General features: G+C 42.6%; 15 protein-coding genes. 10 read left to right on the top strand and 5 right to left on the bottom strand.

The genetic code is table 11. The annotated features are described in order from the left end of the window. Positions 1-19: 19 nt before the first annotated feature. The 4 genes from KSO91_RS00270 to KSO91_RS00285 are packed head-to-tail and all read left to right on the top strand — an operon-like array spanning position 20 to position 2,336. Entirely contained in the window at positions 20-547 is a 528-nt protein-coding gene (locus tag KSO91_RS00270) for a type II secretion system protein (protein ID WP_238740353.1), read from the top strand. Further along, positions 540-1,103 (top strand): type IV pilus modification PilV family protein, encoded by a 564-nt coding sequence (locus KSO91_RS00275; RefSeq protein ID WP_238740151.1) that lies wholly within the window; start codon positions 540-542, stop codon positions 1,101-1,103. Before KSO91_RS00270 ends, KSO91_RS00275 begins: the two co-directional genes overlap by 8 nt. Beyond that, on the top strand, positions 1,103-1,891 hold the full coding sequence (locus tag KSO91_RS00280; RefSeq protein ID WP_238740153.1) for a PulJ/GspJ family protein: 789 nt from the start codon (positions 1,103-1,105) through the stop codon (positions 1,889-1,891). Before KSO91_RS00275 ends, KSO91_RS00280 begins: the two co-directional genes overlap by 1 nt. Further along, positions 1,857-2,336: a hypothetical protein gene (locus KSO91_RS00285; protein ID WP_238740155.1), complete on the top strand. Its 480-nt coding sequence runs from the start codon at positions 1,857-1,859 to the stop codon at positions 2,334-2,336. Before KSO91_RS00280 ends, KSO91_RS00285 begins: the two co-directional genes overlap by 35 nt. A 160-nt stretch (positions 2,337-2,496) precedes the next feature. On the opposite strand, the gene KSO91_RS00290 is transcribed toward KSO91_RS00285, so the two are convergent. After that, positions 2,497-6,525 (bottom strand): DUF6701 domain-containing protein, encoded by a 4,029-nt coding sequence (locus tag KSO91_RS00290; RefSeq protein WP_238740157.1) that lies wholly within the window; start codon positions 6,523-6,525, stop codon positions 2,497-2,499. A 157-nt stretch (positions 6,526-6,682) separates the two neighbouring features. After that, entirely contained in the window at positions 6,683-8,011 is a 1,329-nt protein-coding gene (xseA, locus tag KSO91_RS00295) for an exodeoxyribonuclease VII large subunit (RefSeq protein WP_238740159.1), read from the bottom strand. Between the two features lie 197 nt (positions 8,012-8,208). On the opposite strand from xseA, the gene guaB reads away from it, so the two are divergent. From guaB to ampD, 3 genes are all read left to right on the top strand, one after another. Further along, positions 8,209-9,669: an IMP dehydrogenase gene (gene guaB, locus KSO91_RS00300; protein ID WP_238740161.1), complete on the top strand. Its 1,461-nt coding sequence runs from the start codon at positions 8,209-8,211 to the stop codon at positions 9,667-9,669. A 94-nt stretch (positions 9,670-9,763) separates the two neighbouring features. Continuing rightward, the gene (gene guaA / locus KSO91_RS00305) at positions 9,764-11,344 is read left to right on the top strand and encodes a glutamine-hydrolyzing GMP synthase (RefSeq protein ID WP_238740163.1); all 1,581 of its coding nucleotides are present in this window, start codon (positions 9,764-9,766) and stop codon (positions 11,342-11,344) included. 123 nt (positions 11,345-11,467) lie between these two features. Next, positions 11,468-12,013, top strand: coding sequence for a 1,6-anhydro-N-acetylmuramyl-L-alanine amidase AmpD (gene ampD / locus KSO91_RS00310; protein WP_238740165.1), 546 nt, complete (start codon positions 11,468-11,470; stop codon positions 12,011-12,013). 21 nt (positions 12,014-12,034) lie between these two features. On the opposite strand, the gene KSO91_RS00315 is transcribed toward ampD, so the two are convergent. The 3 genes from KSO91_RS00315 to KSO91_RS00325 all read right to left on the bottom strand — a co-directional run bounded on the left by KSO91_RS00315 (position 12,035) and on the right by KSO91_RS00325 (position 15,207). Further along, complete coding sequence (locus KSO91_RS00315; RefSeq protein ID WP_238740167.1) at positions 12,035-12,694, bottom strand: DUF4328 domain-containing protein; 660 nt, start codon at positions 12,692-12,694, stop codon at positions 12,035-12,037. Between the two features lie 42 nt (positions 12,695-12,736). After that, positions 12,737-13,669 carry an aminoimidazole riboside kinase gene (locus tag KSO91_RS00320; RefSeq protein WP_238740169.1) on the bottom strand — a complete coding sequence of 311 codons (933 nt, stop codon included), beginning with the start codon at positions 13,667-13,669 and terminating at the stop codon, positions 12,737-12,739. Positions 13,670-13,749: 80 nt separating this feature from the next. Continuing rightward, a complete protein-coding gene (locus KSO91_RS00325; protein WP_238740171.1) occupies positions 13,750-15,207 on the bottom strand; it encodes a sucrose-specific PTS transporter subunit IIBC in 1,458 nt (485 codons plus the stop codon). Positions 15,208-15,438: 231 nt separating this feature from the next. On the opposite strand from KSO91_RS00325, the gene KSO91_RS00330 reads away from it, so the two are divergent. The 3 genes from KSO91_RS00330 to KSO91_RS00340 all read left to right on the top strand — a co-directional run bounded on the left by KSO91_RS00330 (position 15,439) and on the right by KSO91_RS00340 (position 19,778). Beyond that, complete coding sequence (locus KSO91_RS00330) at positions 15,439-16,428, top strand: LacI family DNA-binding transcriptional regulator (RefSeq protein WP_238740173.1); 990 nt, start codon at positions 15,439-15,441, stop codon at positions 16,426-16,428. 161 nt (positions 16,429-16,589) lie between these two features. Beyond that, a complete protein-coding gene (locus KSO91_RS00335) occupies positions 16,590-18,236 on the top strand; it encodes a glycoside hydrolase family 32 protein (protein ID WP_238740175.1) in 1,647 nt (548 codons plus the stop codon). Between the two features lie 159 nt (positions 18,237-18,395). Beyond that, positions 18,396-19,778: a carbohydrate porin gene (locus KSO91_RS00340; RefSeq protein WP_238740178.1), complete on the top strand. Its 1,383-nt coding sequence runs from the start codon at positions 18,396-18,398 to the stop codon at positions 19,776-19,778. The last annotated feature ends 332 nt before the right edge of the window (positions 19,779-20,110 follow it).

The raw sequence follows: 20,110 nt of genomic DNA on the forward strand, positions 1-20,110 counted from the left end.
GGGCTTATATAAAGTGAAAATGCGATTATTGCTTGCTAATAAAAAACTAACTCAACAGGCCGGCTTTACATTCATTGAGCTGGTGATAGTGATTATTGTGCTTGGCATTTTGTCTGTTACCGTTATTCCCAAATTGACTAGTAAGTCAGGATTTGAAGATTATACTGTACGCGATCAATTGATAGCCCGCCTGCGTTTAGTGCAGCTGCAAGGTATGAATGCTGACCCGACCGATGGTCTAGCGGATAATCGCTGTTACTGGCTGGTGGTGAAGGATAGTTGCTTTTATCATGAACAGACGGCGAGAAATGCTAATTCCTGTGTAACACCTGTCTCCAATTATTGTAGTGACGAGAGTTACAATCGATATAATAGCGTCACTTTTCCTAAAGGCATGTTAACGCCCGCTGAATACCGGTTTAATATCAAGAATGGCACATTAAGTTCCGATTCAGCTGTCAGCCCTATTCGTCTCTACGGTGATAACGGGTTATGTGTTGAGATCGAGTCGGAGGGCTATATTCATGGAGAGCAAAACTGTGACTAATAGAACCCACGGCTTTACATTGGTTGAGCTAGTAGTGGGGATTGTCGTATTGGCAATCGCTATGATGGTAATGAATACGATGCTGATATCACAAAGCAAAGATGCGCTAGAACCCTTATACCGCCTGCGCGCTTCGCAGCTCGGACAGAGTATTATGCAAGATATACTATCGCGCGCTTATGATCAGAATTCCGATCATAACGGCGGCTATTATCGCTGTGGTGAAATTTGGGATATATTATCGCCTGCGCAACTAGTCAGTTGTACTAGTGCTATAAGTTATGGACCAGAAGGTGACGAAATAGGCTCTGATCAAGAAAGGAAGCACGCAGAATTCAATGATGTCGATGATTTCATTACCGTCGGTTTTGTTAATGTGCGTATTTATGGGGATGTATTGGCTAAGGATTTACCTCAGCAATATGAAAATTACTCTGTAAAAATCGCGGTTGCTGCAGAGACAGTGAGTGGCGTGACAATGAAGTGTATCGATGTGAGTATCAAAACCCCCAGTAATGAACAGATACGTTTTTCTGCGTTAAAGGGGAATTATTAATGGCAAGGACTCCATTATTTTTACAAAAAGGCTTTACGCTAATTGAATTGGTCACTGTGATTATTATCCTCTCCGCATTAGGCATAGCGACCAGCCGTTATATCACCACTGGGGTCGATCTTTATACGGATATTACCGATCGAGACAAATCTTTGAACAGCGCCCGTTTTATGATGGAACGCCTACGTAGAGAAGTATCTAATGCGCTACCCAATAGCGCCACTATAGAAAAATACAATGTGACAGACAATGACGGGTGGTGTTTAACTTTCACTCCGATAGTTGCTAGTTCTATCTATGCAGGGGATTTCCCTATTTTTCCATTAAGTAAAAGTAGCGGAAGTATAGCGACAATTTCAGACTACACTGTAGAAGCAGAAGATAAAGCCGTTGTTTATCTGCTCGAGCAAAGTGAATTAAATGCGAGCAATACGGTGCAGGCTATTAGCGGGATTAATACTAATAATGTTTGGGCTATTGATGGAATTAATGCGAGTCAAGATATCCTGACCTTTACCGGTGATGCGAGCTTCCTGTTAGCATCTCCGGCTAAACGACTTTATATTATCCGCAATAATATTAGCTATTATTTTAATAGCAATAATGAACTACGCCGTGGAAGTCAGTGTGCTGATGGTGTGCTGATGGCAGAGAATATAAGTGGTAGTTTTTCAGTAAAGGATGCCACACTGCAACGCAATGGGTTAGTACAAGCTAAGTTCTTATTAGACCCTAATGGAGAGAGGATGCCAGTTGAACAAACCGTGCATATCAACAATGTACCATAAAGCTAATATCCGTAAAAAAAATGCTTACTCAATAAAAAAACAGTCGGGCAGTGCGATTATTATCGCTATCTTTGTGATTATTGTTATTTCTCTATTAGGGGCAGGACTAATGTCGTTACAACGTGATAGTGCCGAGAGTACAAGTTACGAGGTGTATGCGGCTCGTGCTTATCTGTCTGCCTATTCCGCTAGTGAAATTGGGTTGGCACAGATTTTTCCTTTACAAATATCAGGTGCTGTAGGCACAAAGTGTGAAGCTTCAAAAACAACGGCCATCCTTCCGGATACAGTTGGTTTTCATGGTTGTAGCGCTGATTATAGCTGTACTTCGAGAGCCGCTTCTGCTGGTATTCCCACCATTTATACAGTGGTCAGCGAGGCAACTTGTAAAAATAGCCAAATTAATACCCGCCGTCAAATAACCGTCGAGGCGAGCAGTTTATAAACGCTTAGGCTTTAATCAATTTTATCACTTTGATTACTTTTCAGCACCTTGTCTTGAAAAGACAAAACTGGGGCGCGGACTTTAGTCCGCTTGGTTTGCTAACAGGTGGACTAAAGTCCACGCCCCAAATGTACAGAACTGAAAAATGCTTTCCGCAATATCACTCAAAAACTTCCCTGCGGTAGATTATGCGATCATTGCCGCGATAAAGTCCAAAATTGACCTGCGCAGAAGGATTTTCATTATATAACCCCCCATTATTCCAATCGAATTTAAGCCAATTAGGCACATCAAAGGTTACGTCTACCGACCCATGCTTGCCTGCTCCAGGAGAGGAAAGTATCAATTGTTTACTTTCTCCATTATTAAACGTTCCATTGCCAGAAATAGTAGGATTAGCGACTGGTGAAGGAATTAATGCGTTATTACTTATACTGGCTGAAGATGAACTAAAGGTTGTAAAGCTATCCGCGTTATTAGTGACAAAGGCATTGCCATCCCAGTATTGAGTTTGCATCGGTACACGCAGAGCGATGGTTTCCGGCCCGTAACTATTTTCCAGAATCCAACGGCCAAATCGAACGATACTTTTTGTACTATTAAGTACTTTTGCAGTGCAATTAGGAGCACAGTTTGGATCCGCTGTATTTACATTGATATTAAGACCTTCTAGTGGCACATTATCGATCGTATCACTGATACTGATGGCAAGCAGAAGATTATCATAAGGACCATCCTCTACTGCTGCGCGATGGAAAGTCCAAGTGGCGTTAGCTTGAGAATAAATACCGCCAATCCAGTTGCTCCCGCCACCGGATAATCGAGTTGATAAGTTTGTGCCATCGTTATTATTTTCAGCTTGTATGCCTACTGTCGCTTTAGCGAACACTCCTTGATAATTCTTCGTTATAACATCATTAGCATTTCGCGCTTCAAGTGTATAAGACAGCAGAAGATTTGGCTGATCCATATAACTCATATCCATAAGGCCACTACTTGCATAGGAAACACTGCTCGATGACAAAGTAAAATGGTCGGGGGTAAATCTGCCGACGTAAGGTACATTACCTGTTACATCAGTCGCACCAAGATAATTGTTATTACTCAGTTCTGCATTAAATTCTATAATGCCAACTTCAGCCCAGCTTAGATCGCTACGACTGCTGATGCCACTGTTAAAGTTACTGAAACTATTATTAAGCAAGGGGGGATTATTTCCAGAGATCGGTAAAACAAGGGTATGTGTAAGATTGGCTGTTGCAGGGGTGACCTCATTGCCAAAATTTGGCGTTACACTATTGTCGCTTAATGCATTATTGCTGTCAGGCTTCCCATCATTATTGTTGTCATCACTCGCTTGCCACAGTTTGGCTGTCAGCGTAGTAGTAAAGCTTTCCCCCGCTTTTTTAAATTTTCCTTCATTTGCGTTAGTGGCGCTTGGATTATCCGGAACGTCAATATGAAAAGCAAAAGGTCGAGTCACAAATTTATTGCTTTGACCCAGTAAAGTAAAGCTAGGTTGTGGCGATTTGGCAGCAACCGTTTTTCGAGCATACAAAGTGATTTTCCCCGCATCACTAAAATTAAATGAAAATGGAGCAATACCATTCGCATCAAATTTCATATTGACACTACTATAGCTTTTAGGTGTGACAGCATTATCATTTCGACTAATCGTCGCCGTGTTTACACCCGTTAATGATAGTAGATCGCTGGCAGTACAGGTAGTTGGATCGTTGCATTCATAGGCGAGTTCAACTGCTGTCGTGCCTTCTAATGCTGCTTCACAAGCACCCGTATCCGTATTCGTTCGAACGGCGCCTAACGTGAGTGTTTGATTTCCTGGTGCTGTCCCAGAAGGCTTTCCTGCTATCTGAGTTCCTATTGCGGTGCTATCGGTATGACTCCCATTTACATAGAATCTAAAGGCGGTATCCAAAAAATTTATGACTGGATCTTCTGTCCCCGCATCATCAGGGTCACTGGCTGCGCCATCCGTAACATCAATATCAATATTACTTAATGGACTCCCCTGATTAAGATAAAAGGATGCCGAAGAGGTACCAGCAGAAATGATTACCGGAGATGAGATAATACTATCAACTGATGGATTAGTTGTGACAGTGAGGCTGGTATCGTTAAGAACATTAACAGGAGCATGGTTAGCGTCATGAGCGGTCACCGTAATTAAAGAAGCAGCACAGGTTACCCCATTACCATCATGACTTATTTCATAATGATCGATTTGAGAGGGCGTTGAGCATTCTCCAAATTTCACTTTGCCGTTAAGAGCACCGTCACGTAGAATTTGATAACCATTAGGTGCGGCATTAGTACGTATGTCATTGGCAATGGATATTTCTAAAAAGTCTTGGCCGCCACGTTCAAAAAATATCGCCGCGATGTCAAATACAGAGTCTTGACTTAAGGTGAAAGAGCCACCCGTATTTGAATTGCTGGTTGGTCTTTCATATCTCAACTCATTACTATCGCCGCTGTTTGAATTGCCAAACTTGTTGAATGAAACCGTGTCGCCAGAAAGCGTATTCATAACAAAACTAAAACCATCATCACTCTCAACATAAATGGTGTAGTCACCTGCGGGCAAACTGAGCGTTCCTGATGTATGCACTAAAAAGTCTTCACCACTAACACCTGGGTAGGGTAATGTTCCGGTGAAATCGTGTTCTGAGCCGCCAAAGTCTATGCGGTCAACTGAGCTTGAACCACTTGCAGTTACATAATAAGTGTTATTATCTATTGAACCAGAGGCTGGTGAACCTGCATCAAGCCAAGCAGCATAAATGGCTAGCGCTTCACTTGTGTTGCCTAGTGACCTGTCATGCCACCATTCACCGCCAATTTTAATGCCGACGGCATTTAGCGTATTGCTACAGATATTTGGCGAAATAATCTTAGTGGAAAAGTAGTTTTCGTTATGGGCATTATTATTTGATGACCAAATCCATTGCGCACTAGCATCGACATCAGATCTGGTTCCCCAAGGGGCAACGCCGTTAACGCCATAGGTCGATGCTGGCTTATAATTATTCCAGCCTACTGTACTCACAACCCAATCACTTTTATTGGTAGTAAGAGTAGTAAGACCATTTGAAAATGTATGATCTGTCCCTGTTATTTCAAAATCACCTAGAAAGCCTGCTACCCCTCCTAAATCAGTCCCTTTTATATGCAAATAATAATCCTGTCCGGCTGTTAATGAACTGGCCAGAACATAGGTTGTAGGCCAATCAGTTCCCGATGTAAGAAAAGTGCCTTGCACGGAATCATTGGTTGAAAGATAAGCCTCAAAGGTATTATCAACATTCAAGTTACCGGTTAAGTCAGACGCTGAACTCACAGTGCAGAAACTGTTGAAGTTAGCAGATTCAATACTATTAGGGGCATAGGTAATGGCGGCTTTATACTTTAACTTAATATCATCTGCATTTATTGCTCCTTCGAAATTACTTTCGTTTGCAAGCTCGATGTTTTTGTTAGCATAAATGAATCCTTTAAAGCCCGCCTTATATGCAAATTTAAGATTTTCATATGCAATTAATACTAACTGCTCAGGTGTCCCGCTAACATTAAAAGAAACCTCTGTTGCATTATTAAAATTGGAAGAGTTAATTATTAACGTTACTTTATCGCTTCCATTAATGACGACATTGGTTTTGTAGTCAATATTAAAATTATCAATCCAATAAACACCTGCTTCAAAAATAATAGTTGTTTCTGTATTTGCTTCTAATTTTTTGATAAATGTAACTTCGTTATTTTGCGTAAAGCGTACAGTCGCTTGATAATTTAACTTTATTTTATCATACGAACCTTGATCTAAACTGAGTGTGTTACCATTATTAATCGTGTGGTCTTCTCTTGAATTAGATTGCTGAAATGGAGGTAATATGAAAGCTTTTGCTCTGTTAGTTGAGTCTACGCATTTTTGAGAAACACAGCTGGGGTTACTATTGGTTGTCGCATCTTTTTTAACTTCAATATCGATACTACCATTTGTCCCATTCAGAACAACACTCTGCTCGAATTCAGCTTTCCCATTACTTGCGGAAGATGACAAAACTGTTGGAAAAACATCAAGGCAACTCGCTGCCATTGTATTGATCGAAACGAAGAACAGTAGACTCGTAGTGGCCACTTTTAGACTTTGTAAACTTATATTTATCATATTTTTCATCATTTAGTAGTAGTTCTCTTGCACTGAGTCAATCGACAATATTCGACTCATAACGACCTTATTAACTGGAGTCGAGGCTGTTTCCCTGCTCAGGAATAACCTTAGCCCCGCAACTTAATAAATAAAAGCTTTATAGGTAAGCCAATTATTACAACACCTGCGCCTTAATCTCACCTTCATGCAGACGCACGTTTATTTCATCCCCCACCGCGAGTGACGCGGCATCTGTGGTGACTTTGCCTTTTTTATCTTTAACAATAGCATAACCGCGTGCCAGTGTGGCCAGCGGACTAACCGTATTTAATTGTGCTATGTTACTCTGTAAATTTCGCTCACTTTGCTTGAGTTTACTTAACATTGCTGTCTGTAAACGGGTTTTAAGTTGTTGTTGTTTTTGCAGTGCAATATTAACTGTCTGCTCCGGGCTAAACTGCAATAACCTGTTTTGTTGCTGTTGCTGTTTGTGTGTCTCTTGATCGAGTATTTTACCCATTCCATGGAGCAGTCGCCGTGATAGTTCATCTAATTGCATGTTTTGTTGCTGCAGCTTATGTTTAGGATCGTGCTGCAGTAATTTCTGTTTTAATAAATTCTGCTGATGTGTATTTAATTGCAGACGGCCTGACATGGCGCCTTTTAAACGTGTCAGCAAGTTCTGTAACTGTGTTTCTACAAACACTTTGCTTTGACTAACTAGCTCTGCTGCGGCTGAGGGGGTCGCGGCGCGTATATCGGCCACAAAGTCGCTGATGGTGACATCAATTTCATGACCGACGGCACTGATAATAGGTAATCGGCTATTAAAAATCGCATAAGCGACTATCGCTTCATTAAAACACCATAAATCTTCCAGTGAACCACCTCCGCGTCCGACTATTAGGACGTCACACTCATTACGTGCATTAGCAAGTTGAATTTGCGCGGCGACGGACTCAGCGCTACCGACTCCTTGTACTTGACTTGGGTAAATAATGACCTGTAGGCGTGGATCTCGGCGTTTTAGTACACTTAAAATATCATGTAGAGCCGCGCCGGTTGACGATGTAATAATCCCTATCCGTTTCAGTATTTGTGGTAACTGTTTTTTATGGTTTTCAGCAAATAGACCTTCGCCAGCAAGTTGGCATTTTAATGCTTCAAATTGCTGTTTTAATAGGCCATCACCTTCGGGTGCCATGCTTTCTATAATAAGCTGGTAATCACCACGTGCTTCATAAAGACTTAATTTTCCGCGAATAAGCACTTGTTGTCCATGCTTAGGCGTAAAACCGCTACGGTAGTTATTGCCCTTAAACATTGCGCAGCGTACTTGTGCACTGTGGTCTTTAAGGGTGAAATACCAATGGCCTGACACGGCGATTGTTAAATTGGAAATTTCACCGGATAACCAGATCACCCCAAGGCCCGTTTCTAAAAGAGATTTGGCCGCACGGTTGAGGCTGCTGACACTATAAATATTCTTATTTTGTGAGATCATTATGGATTATCGCAATCTGTTAACAGTGAAAATTGAGCTAGATCTTAGCATTTTCTAAGCAATGATAAAAAGAGTTGCTAAACAAGTTAACTTTTAATTGTAGTTAGCACAGATAACGATTAAAATCCCATCGCAATATCGTACTCAGAAATTTGAGTATAGTGAAAAACCCTCCCAACTATAAGTGAGATATTGCAATGTTACGAATTGCCAAAGATGCATTAACATTTGATGATGTATTATTAGTACCAAGTCACTCGACTGTACTTCCAAATACTGCAGATTTAAAAACCCAACTAACTGCAACTATATCATTAAACATTCCCGTGGTTTCTGCCGCGATGGACACGGTAACCGAAGCGCGTTTCGCTATTGCTTTAGCGCAGGAAGGTGGCATTGGTTTTATTCATAAAAATATGTCTATTGCGCTGCAAGCTGAAGAAGTCCGTTTAGTTAAAATCCATGAAAGTGGTGTTGTTGCAAACCCGGTAACCGTGTCACCAGAAACCACTTTAGGGCAAATTAAGCAGTTAACCGAAAAAAATGGTTTTGCAGGTTACCCTGTTGTTGAAGCCTCTGGTGAATTAGTCGGTATTATTACTGGCCGTGACGTTTTATTTGAAACTGATTTAAATAAACTTGTATCAGCTGTAATGACCGTTAAAGCGGATTTAGTAACAGCAAAACCAAATACTCCACGTGATGAAATTGAAGCATTAATGCATGCTCACCGTATTGAAAAAGTATTATTAACTGATGATCATTTTAAATTGAAAGGCATGATCACCGTTAAAGATTTCCGTAAAGCGGAACGTAAACCGAATGCGTGTAAAGATGAATTAGGTCGTCTGCGTGTTGGTGCTGCTGTTGGTGCTGGTGCGGGCAATGAAGAGCGGATCGATGCTTTAGTCGATGCTGGAGTCGATGTGTTGTTAATTGACTCTTCACATGGCCATTCTCAAGGTGTATTAGATCGCATTAAAGCGACCCGTTCTCGCTACCCTGATTTACAAATTATCGGTGGTAATATTGCCACGGGTGAAGGGGCTTTGGCGCTTGTTGAAGCAGGCTGTAGTGCGGTTAAGGTTGGCATCGGCCCAGGGTCTATCTGTACAACACGTATTGTTACGGGTGTTGGTGTGCCACAGATAACCGCTATTTCTGATGCAGTCGAAGCACTTGAGGGGACGGGTATTCCCGTTATTGCTGATGGTGGTATCCGCTTCTCTGGTGATATAGCCAAAGCATTAGCAGCTGGCGCGTCATGTGTAATGGTAGGCAGTATGTTTGCAGGCACAGAAGAAGCTCCGGGTGAGATTATTCTCTATCAAGGTCGTTCATATAAGTCTTATCGTGGTATGGGCTCATTAGCCGCGATGTCACAAGGTTCATCTGATCGCTATTTCCAATCAGATAATGCGGCAGATAAACTGGTACCGGAAGGTATTGAAGGGCGTGTTGCTTATAAAGGTAAAGTCAAAGAAATTATTCATCAGCAAATGGGCGGTGTCCGTTCATCTATGGGTTTAACAGGCTGTGCGACAATCCATGATATGAACACTAAGGCGATGTTTGTTAAAATTACCAGTGCGGGTATGAGCGAAAGCCACGTGCATGATGTTGCTATTACTAAAGAAGCGCCGAACTACCGCTCTTAGTCAATACTAATCAATTGCTTATTAGTTAAGCAAGGTCAAAAAACTATTTCAAAGAGGGCCTAGCCCTCTTTTATGCTTTAAAAAGGATAATTCAATGAGCAAAAACATTCATGAGCAGCGAATTCTGATTTTAGATTTCGGTTCTCAATATACACAATTAATTGCACGTCGCATTCGTGAAATAGGTGTTTACTGTGAGCTTTGGAGCTGGGATGTTGATGAGCAAGATATTAAAGAGTTTAATCCTAACGGTATTATTCTTGCTGGTGGCCCTGAAAGTGTAACTGCGGGTGGTTCGCCCCGAGCACCTGAATATGTGTTTAATGCTGGCGTACCTGTTTTAGGTATCTGCTATGGCATGCAAACTATGTCTGAGCAACTTGGCGGGGCGGTTATTAAAGGGGAAGGGGAAGGCGAGTTTGGCTATGCAAAAATTGAAGTGCAAGCCCCTAGCGAGTTGTTTAAGCTAATTGAAGATGCAGTGGCTGATAATGGTAACGCACTATTAGATGTGTGGATGAGCCATGGTGATAAAGTCTCTGCAATTCCTGATGGTTTTGTAACTATCGCCAATACTGCAACTTGCCAGTTTGCAGCCATTGCCAACGAAGAAAAACGCTTTTACGGTGTGCAGTTTCACCCTGAAGTTACCCATACACGTCAAGGTGAACGTATGCTACGCCACTTTGCAGTGGATATTTGTGGTTGTGCGACGCTTTGGACAGCTTCTTCTATTATCGAAGATGCCGTTGCACGAATGAAAGCGCAGATTGGTGACGATGAAGTGATTCTCGGTCTTTCTGGTGGCGTTGATTCTTCCGTTGTTGCAATGTTATTGCAACGTGCGATTGGCGATAAACTGACCTGTGTATTTGTTGATAACGGCTTACTGCGTTTAAACGAAGGGCAGCAGGTGATGGATATGTTTGGCGATCGTTTTGGATTAAACATTATTCATGTAAATGCTGAGCATCGTTTTTTAGAGCAGATGGCGGGTGAGAGCGAGCCGGAAGCTAAGCGTAAAATAATCGGCCGTGTATTTGTGGAAATTTTTGATGAAGAATCGAAAAAATTAGCCAATGCAAAATGGCTAGCACAAGGCACTATCTACCCCGATGTTATCGAATCGGCTGCCTCTAAAACGGGTAAAGCGCATGTGATTAAATCGCACCATAATGTCGGTGGATTGCCTGCTGATATGGCGATGGGATTGGTTGAGCCATTGAGAGAGTTGTTTAAAGATGAAGTACGCAAAATCGGTTTAGAATTGGGTCTGCCGTACAATATGCTTTACCGCCATCCGTTCCCAGGACCTGGTTTGGGTGTGCGTGTACTTGGTGAAGTAAAGAAAGAATATTGTGATCTGTTGCGTCGAGCGGATGCTATCTTTATTGAAGAGCTGCATAAAGCTGATCTTTACCATAAAGTAAGCCAAGCATTTGTGGTTTTTTTACCCGTACGCTCAGTAGGTGTAATGGGCGATTGCCGCAAATACGATTGGGTGGTTTCATTACGTTGCGTTGAAACTATCGATTTTATGACTGCACGTTGGTCACATCTTCCTTATGAGCTGATCGGTCATGTTTCTAACCGTATCATTAATGAGATTGATGGCATATCTCGCGTTGTATATGATGTGTCAGGTAAACCACCTGCGACTATTGAATGGGAATAATCTTTATTTAATAATTGCAAGAAGGCGCGTTAAGCGCCTTTTTTTTTGTTTTAATTTTACGTTAAGATAAGGATTAGCCGATAGCTTACAGCTGTCCCTCATCTGTGAAAGGACCTGTTCATTGTGATCAATAAATTAGGCTGCTATTTGCCAGCCAAACAAATCCCAAGCCCTTTTTGTAATGAACGTCCTGCTGATACCTTAATCAGTTTATTGGTGATCCATTGCATCAGCTTGCCTGAGGGCGAGTATGGCGGCAAGGCTATTGAGCAACTTTTCAGTGGCTGCTTAGATTGCCATGCACACCTTAGCTTTGCTGAATTAGTGGGTTTAGAAGTGTCTGCGCACTGCGTTATTCGCCGTGATGGTAATATCGAACAATATGTCCCTTTTGAGCAGCGCGCTTGGCATGCGGGTGTGTCGAGTTTTGAGGGGATTGCTGCCTGCAATGATTATTCCATTGGGATAGAGCTTGAAGGAACGGACAGCTCTGCCTATACACAGGCGCAGTATCAGGCGCTGGCTACACTGACCGCTGAGCTGCAACAGCGGTATCCGGCGATAACTAAGCAACGTATTGTGGGGCATAGCGATATCGCACCGGGGCGCAAGAGCGATCCCGGCAGCGGTTTTGACTGGTGTTACTATCTGCAGTTATTAGCGGACTGATTTTTGTACGCAACACGTTTGTTAATCGTTAACGCGCTTGCACTGCATCCGTTGAATAGCCGTTATCATTGCCAGCGTCACTAACGCCAGTGGAATATCTACAATATTGGAAAGTTGCGAGAGTAGGTTGAGATTATACAGTTCAGGCAGTGATTCAGCCGTTGCTGATAAACGGAAAATAGACTGACCCAGCAGATTAGAAATAATCCATAACCCCCACCAGAGCGGCAAAATGAGCGGTGTTTTGCCAGCGTGCCAATGACTTGAGTTGTGACTGCTTATCCAGATCTCTTTCATTGCCTGATAAGGTTTCCAGAGATTAAAAATAGGAATAACATAATAGGCTATCGACCAAGCGGGCGTATAACTCATATTCTGCGCGCCAAGCTGACGGGCATTATCATTCGCTCTATATATCCATGGCACAATCAATAGTGCCGAAGCGATAAAAGCGAGGAGAGAAAGTATCCCCACGCCTTGTAACAAAGTAATGGCTAACTGTATATCGTCAAACGCTTCCTCTAGAGAATTGTAAATGCCGTTCTGATAAGACGATAATGAGTGGTGCTCTATCAGCCCCAATATAATTGCTAAAACGGCAATAACTATCTGAGTATAAAGTACATACTTTATCCACTTAACTAGACGCTCTGACCCTAGCAATCTTTCCTTTACACTCATACTCTATTCTCCTCACAGGAACGATCCAACGATGCAACTTTTTTACGCTAAACTAAGCAGATATTGATTCAGCTCGCCGCGTAATGGTAGCGCGGTCATAGCTCCTTTTTGAGTTGTCGCTAATGCACCGCACCCGTTTGCCCATTTTACTGCTTGACGAATCTGTTCAATATCACTCCAGCAATCACTTTGTGCAAGATAGGTGATAAGGCCGCCCACAAACGCGTCACCAGCACCTGTCGTATCAACAGGTTTGACCGCTTTTCCTGCAATCAGTTGCTGATGATTTTCGGTAATGAGCAGAGCGCCTTTTGCCCCTTGCGTAATTAAAACCAACTTATTGTGATACTTTTTAATTACAGCCAATCCCGCTTCTAAGGTATCAGTTTTGGTTAAAAACAGTAACTCATCATCGGAGAATTTAACCACATCCGCCATGGCAACCGCATCTAATACAACCGATCTGATTTCACTTTGATCTGTCCATACATCATCACGCAAGTTGGGATCAAAACTGACAAATCCACCCGCGTCTTTGATTTGGCGCATGGCTAGAAACGTGCTGCTACGGCTGGGCTCATTAGCCAGTGCAATAGAGCAAATATGTAACCATTGATTTTCTGAAAAAACCGGGATATCAGAGGGCTGCATAAACTGATCTGCACTGGGTTTAACCATAAAAGTGAAACTGCGCTCACCGCTTTCATCTAAGTCAACGACTACGGTTGAGGTGCGCTGTGCTTGAGCAAGAACCATAAATTCAGTATTAACGCCTTCACTACTTAGCGTTTGTTTCATAAACCGTCCGAGGGGATCTTCACCGACACGGCCAAAAAAAGCGCTGTCGCCACCTAAACGGGATACGGCAACCGCCACATTAGCGGGGGCACCGCCCGGACATTTTAGGTAAGTTGTTGCGCCCTCTGGAATTAAATCTACAACGGCATCGCCGCTAACCCAAACTCTATTCATCATAACCTCTTATTTTTTATGTACAAAAAACCAGTATCAAAAAGGCAATACTGGTTTTTTACGTGAATGATTATTCGCTGAAATTATGCTGTCTGCATTTCTTTTGCCACAGCTTGCTTAGCTTGTTTCGCTTTAGCTTTTGCACCGAGTACGATAGTTAGGCCAAATGCGATAGCAAAAGAGATCAACATACCAATAACATAAGGGGTAACATCACCCGTACGGATAGAGATGATACCCGGTAGACCTGCTGCGCCGAGTGCACTTGCTTTGACATTATATAATGTCAAAAAAGCACTTGATAAGGCTGCCGCGCAAATTGCGGCAATAAACGGGTAGCGCAGTTTTAAGTTCACACCAAACATAGCCGGCTCAGTAATACCTAATAGCGCCGTTACACCTGATGGAATGGCAATACCTTTGAGTTTGATATCTTTAGTTGTAAAGCCTACTGCTAATGCAGCACCGCCTTGGGCAATATTAGACATTGCAGCAATAGGGAAGATAAAGGTACCGCCGGTCACCGCAACATCTGCAAGAAGTTGTATTTCAATGGCGATAAAGCTGTGATGCATACCTGTAATGACAAAGGGTGCATACATGAACCCAAATACTGCGCCACCGATAAAGCCAGCAGAATCATATAACCAGTTTAAACCGTCACCTAGTAGGAAGCCGATATCACGCGTGAAGGGACCGACAACGGTAAAGGTAAGCACACCGGTAATAAAGAGTGCAAGCAGCGGTGTTAACAGGTTATCTAATACTGATGGGATAAACTGACGCAGACCATTTTCAACTTTTGCTAAAATATAGGTCGCCACTAAGACGGGTAATACTGAACCTTGGTAACCTACTTTTTCTATTTCCAAACCGAGGATATTCCAAACAGGGATATCGCCAGAAACAGCTGCACCAGCAAAGCCCCAACCATTAAGCAGATCTGGATGCACCATCAGCATACCCAGTGCCGCTCCTAAGTAAGGGTTCCCACCGAATTTTTTACTGGCCGAAAAGGCGATAAGAATAGGCAAGAAGACAAAAGGCGCATTAGCAAAAGTATTAATCATCGATGCAAGATCGGCTAACCCAGGATAGGCTTCAATCAGTGATTGACCATCAACAATTAACCCAGGTGCGACTAATACGTTAAAGATCCCCATCAACAGACCGCCAGCAACAATAGCAGGGATAATAGGTACAAATATATCTGATAACCCCTTAACGGCTTGCTGAATAATATTTTGTTTTTCAGCACCGGCAGATGCCACCTCTTTAGTGCTCATCTCTTCCAGACCCGTTTGTTTGGCCATTTGCGCATAGACTTGGTTAACGATGCCTGAGCCGAAGATAACCTGATATTGACCGGCGACTTTAAACTGCCCTTTAACGCCGTCAAGTGAGTCAATAGCTTGTTCATCAATTAGCGATTCGTCTTCAATCGCAAGACGTAAGCGGGTGGCACAATGTGCCAATGCTTTAATATTATTTTTGCCGCCGAGCATTTCTACAAGCTCGGCTGCAATTTTAGGATAATCCATAACTTACTCCGTGTTATCATTTGTGTGTTAGTTAAGAAATTGGTTAATTAACTTCCGGGAACGTTTGCAAGATTAATTCTTGGCCAAGGTGGTTTTTTTTTCAAGCGGTTTATCGAATAAATGTGATTTCGATCTTTTTATCTGTATAAATGATAGTTTGGCCTGATTTTTTTGGTCGCCATCATTTTGCTTATTATTTATTGTAACTATTTAAAATTATAGGAGAAAACCATGTCAGGATTGCATGCCGTGGCAAAATTAGCCGGTGTCTCAAAATCGACGGTATCCCGTGTTATTAACAATGAATACGGCGTAAAAACAACTACCAAAGAAAAAGTCCAAAAAGCGATAGCTGAATGCGGTTATATGGCCAATCAAGTGGCCCGCGATCTGAAATCACAAAAGACGCACTTGATAGGTGTGATTACGCCAAGGATCTCCTCAAACGCCGTGGCGCAAGGTCTGGAAGGAATTAGCGGAGTCTTTGAAGAGGCCGGAAAACATATTTTACTGGCCAACAGTAAGCAGGATAATGGCAAAGAGATTGAGTATATCATCCGTTTTAATCAACGCCGCGTTGAGGGGATATTGCTTTATGCAACCCACTTAGATGCGCCTTTGATTGAAGCGATTAACCAGTCAACAGTGCCTATTGTGTTAATTGGTCAGGATGGTTCACTGTTTAATATCCCCAGTGTGATTCATGATGATATTCGCGTTGGCTTTAGTGCTGGGATGCGACTTATTGAGTCTGGCGCGCTAAATATTGGTTTTATCGGTGTTAATAGTCAAGATATTGCGGTTGACCAACATCGATTTCAGGGACTGCAACAATCTTTGCAACATGCTAAGCAGATTTCCCCCCTTTTTCACAGTCGTGGTGAATTTACCATTGAATCTGGCTACCAGCAGACTAAAAAATTACTCCTTGAGTGGCCGCAATTAGATGCTTTGTTTTGTGCAACGGATAGAATTGCAATAGGTGCAATGAAAGCTATTACTGAGTCGGGTAAAGTACCCGGGAAAGATATTAAAGTGCTGGGTGTAGGCAATGACGAGTTAGGTCAGGTTTGTACGCCTAGCTTATCAACATTTAACTATGCCTTTGAATTATCAGGGAAAAAATCATCTTCTATGCTGCTTGATTTGATTGAAAACAAGCACGCTGATGTCAGTAAATTAGTGCTTAGCTTCGATCTGATTGATCGCCAAAGCTGCTGAAATAAGCCTTTTAATGTGCCTTGATAGGGCACTTTCCTCCTCCGTTTTCGTTCTGTAAACGAGATCTTGCTCCGATTTTTTACAACGGCCCTTGTCTATTCCTTGCAAAAAGAAATCTTTATCGCTACCTTTGCAAACGTTCCCAGAAATAAAGGTGGTGTATGTCGTTATTATCAATTATTGATGAGTGTGGTGGCCTTGAAAATGTTGTGCGCATTTTAAGTCCAGATACCCGAATTATCGTAGAAGTCCGAGATTGCGGCTTGTTATCTGCTCAATTGGTGCGGAGCAGCTACCATTCCGCGTTGAAGCAAGTGACTTATTGTAAAGATGCTGATGACGTTGAGCTTGAACAGCAGTTACTGCAAGTTGGCAAGTTGATTGCACAGCAGCAGTTAGCGGCTGCACAGGATTATCTTGTGCCCGTTCAGTGTCCGCATCGTCCTAATTGGCATATCTCTCCGCCACAGGGGTTACTCAACGATCCCAATGGTTTTATCTATCATCAGGGGCAGTATCATCTGTTTTATCAGTTATACCCTTATGCCTGTGAGCATAAAGATAAGCACTGGGTCCATCTGGCCAGTAAAGATTTAGTTAACTGGCAGTGGCAATCACAATCACTGACGCTTACCCCTTCTGATTGGTTTGACAGTCATGGTGTTTTCTCAGGTCATGCCGTCAGTCAGGGCGATGAGCTAATGCTTTTTTATACCGGGAATGTGCGTATTGATGAGCAACGAGACAGACATACCACGCAATGTTTAGCGACCTCAAAAGATGGAATTACATTTACTAAGCAAGGCCCTGTTATCAGTGAATTGCCGCCTGGCGTAACACCACATTGCCGCGATCCTAAGGTTATTCGTCACAATGATCGCTGGTTAATGTTACTTGGCGCGCAGCGTGAAGATGAAATTGGCCGTTTAGCTATCTATCAATCAGATGATCTTAAGAAATGGACCTTTGTTGCCTTGTGTGGTGACGAGCTCGGTGATTTTGGTTATATGTGGGAATGCCCTGATTTCTTTACTTTAAATAATCAAGATTTTATTGTTATTTGCCCGCAGGGGATTAAATCCGCGTACCCGAGCCACACTGTTCCACATCATAACTGCATTCTTAAAGCGGCGCTGGACAGTGACGGAAAAGTACAGCTTTGCGATCCACAGCCGCTCGATCATGGCTTTGACTTTTATGCGCCGCAGTCATTACAAACTGTTGATGGACGACGTGTGATGTGTGCTTGGATGGGTTTGCCCGATGAAGCCAATCACCCAAGCGTTGATAACGGCTGGATGCATCAATTAACCACGCTGCGCCAATTATCTTATGAAAATGGCCAGTTAATACAGCGGCCGATCACAGAGCTGCAGTCACTGCGCGGTGAAATTATCAGTATACCTGCAGGTGAGGGGGTTTTTGATCTACAAAGCAAAGCATTCGAATTAAAAGTCACTATGCAGTGGGGAAGTTCATTGCAGGTACATCAATCCGAATCGGGATATTGTGAAATACGCTTAGATAAAGAAAGCAAAAAACTCTATTTAGATAGATCTAATACCCTGATCCGTGAGGGGGATACCGTTAGAGAACTGTCTCTTGATACGTCTGAATCTGTGCAGTTGCACATATTGTCAGATAACTCATCGCTAGAACTATTTATCAATAATGGCGCAGCCGTTATGTCGGCACGTATTTTTACGTCTGAAAATGCAACCGCAATTAGCCGTGCAGGTCAAGTCGATATTGACGCATGCTGGTTATTGCATAGTGCAGCATCACCGTTTGTTAATTCGCAAGAATAAAACAGAAATGGCTGGTTTATTTAAAACTTAGATTTGAACGTAAACCTGTCCCTTTATTCACTTTGGTGTTTGTAAACCAGTGTGTGTAAAAAATTTTTACTGGATGTAAAAAAACGCCTGACTTAACCAGGCATACCTCGTAATTAGGAGAATGGAACGATGAAAAATATCATGAAAAAAAGCTTATTATCACTAGCAGTGGGTTTTGCTGTTAGCGCCTCATGCTCTGTCTGGGCACAAGATGACGTCACTGATTTAGAGCAAAGAATCACTAAATTAGAAGAACGCTTGGTAAAAGCAGAAGAAGTGGCAAAAACGGCTGATAAAAAAGCATCCGCTTTTGAATTCCACGGCTATGCACGTGCTGGTCTGTTAATGAATGATAATCTTAACGGCGCAACTGGGACGGGTCCCTATATGACTGCAGCAGGGGGGCTAGGCGGCGCAGTTGGTCGTTTAGGTCTAGAAGATGATAACTATGTTGAAACGGTGCTCGATCATAAGAGCGTTAATGAAGATGGATCTTGGTCAAAATACCGTATTATGTTGGCTGACAGTGTTGAAACCAATAATGAATGGACTGGCTCAGAATCACAGCTGAATGTGCGTCAAGTCTTTGCTGAGATCGGTAATTTATCTTCATTCACAGGCGCATTTGAAAATGCATCTATCTGGGCGGGTAAACGTTTTGACCGTGATAACTTCGATATCCATTTTATGGACAGCGATATTGTTTTTCTATCGGGTACAGGTATCGGCCTTTACGATGTCCAGCTTAGCGATGATTGGAAAGCAAACTTCTCTATCTATGGGCGTGATTTTGGCGCAATCGACAGCGATAATACTGATATTGAGAACTATATTGTTACCATGAATAATTATATGGGACCGTGGCAGTTGATGTTGAGTGGCATGACTGCAGCTGATAATGAAGACAGAAGTGCGGATCGCGCTGATAATGGTTTCCATGCGATGCTGGCTTACCATGCGAGCAGTTTTTACGGTATGAGTGACGGTTTCTCTAAAACGGGGGTACTAGTCGGTACTGGGTTAGGAGCTGAGCTTAAAGGTATTGGATCAAATGGTGGGCTTTATAAAGATGCCAATGCGGTGCGCGTATTTAGTTTCGGTGCAACACGTTTTGCTGAAAACTGGCGCATCGCCCCTTCGTTTTTAGCTGAATATAGCCAAGATAGAATCGTTGATGGTGATGAGTTTTTGTGGGCGACAGCTAATGTACGCATGGCACAAGAGCTAACTAAAAACTTTGAGATGGTTTACGAAGGTTCATACCAATATATGGATCTTGATAACGGTACCTCGCAGGCTGATGGCGGTTACTACAAACTGACGCTTGCACCGACCTTCAAATTAGACACCGCTGCTGGTTTCTTCGAACGTCCTGAAATTCGTGTGACGGGTTCGTATGTGGACTGGAGCTCTGATCTGGATAATTATGCAGTGAGTACGGCGGTTGATGCTAACACGATGGGGGAAGGTGGTGAATTTATCGTCGGCATGCAGATGGAAACTTGGTTCTAAGCGTTACATTTACGATGGCTGCAGTTTGCCGCCATCGTCGCCCTTAACATAATAACTCTCCGGGAGTGCGTGTTACACTCATAAGGGGTGGCCTAGTGCCACCCCTTTTCTTTTCTGTAACGTGCTATTTCTGCTCAACAATAAAAGCGATCTCATTCCAATTTTAGTTGCCTTTAACAAGTATCTATTTTGACAAGCATAAATAAACAGATAATCACTAGATTTGCTATCGACCCTCTCGGGGTAAATTGATACACGATTTGTTTTGATGGACTGTCCTCTCATGCGAGCCATAAAAGGGCGACTACTTTTTCTATAATAACAAAATCACC

It is taken from the genome of Psychromonas antarctica (assembly GCF_022267535.1).
GTDB lineage: Bacteria > Pseudomonadota > Gammaproteobacteria > Enterobacterales > Psychromonadaceae > Psychromonas > Psychromonas antarctica.

Excerpts from the sequence above, each read along its gene's own strand:
- KSO91_RS00330 (WP_238740173.1), top strand. The coding sequence starts at position 15,439 with ATGTCAGGATTGCATGCCGTGGCAAAATTAGCCGGTGTCTCAAAATCG.
- KSO91_RS00325 (WP_238740171.1), bottom strand. The coding sequence starts at position 15,207 with ATGGATTATCCTAAAATTGCAGCCGAGCTTGTAGAAATGCTCGGCGGC.
- KSO91_RS00320 (WP_238740169.1), bottom strand. The coding sequence starts at position 13,669 with ATGATGAATAGAGTTTGGGTTAGCGGCGATGCCGTTGTAGATTTAATT.
- KSO91_RS00340 (WP_238740178.1), top strand. The coding sequence starts at position 18,396 with ATGAAAAATATCATGAAAAAAAGCTTATTATCACTAGCAGTGGGTTTT.
- KSO91_RS00315 (WP_238740167.1), bottom strand. The coding sequence starts at position 12,694 with ATGAGTGTAAAGGAAAGATTGCTAGGGTCAGAGCGTCTAGTTAAGTGG.
- guaA (WP_238740163.1), top strand. The coding sequence starts at position 9,764 with ATGAGCAAAAACATTCATGAGCAGCGAATTCTGATTTTAGATTTCGGT.
- xseA (WP_238740159.1), bottom strand. The coding sequence starts at position 8,011 with ATGATCTCACAAAATAAGAATATTTATAGTGTCAGCAGCCTCAACCGT.
- KSO91_RS00280 (WP_238740153.1), top strand. The coding sequence starts at position 1,103 with ATGGCAAGGACTCCATTATTTTTACAAAAAGGCTTTACGCTAATTGAA.
- KSO91_RS00290 (WP_238740157.1), bottom strand. The coding sequence starts at position 6,525 with ATGATAAATATAAGTTTACAAAGTCTAAAAGTGGCCACTACGAGTCTA.
- KSO91_RS00270 (WP_238740353.1), top strand. The coding sequence starts at position 20 with ATGCGATTATTGCTTGCTAATAAAAAACTAACTCAACAGGCCGGCTTT.
- guaB (WP_238740161.1), top strand. The coding sequence starts at position 8,209 with ATGTTACGAATTGCCAAAGATGCATTAACATTTGATGATGTATTATTA.
- KSO91_RS00335 (WP_238740175.1), top strand. The coding sequence starts at position 16,590 with ATGTCGTTATTATCAATTATTGATGAGTGTGGTGGCCTTGAAAATGTT.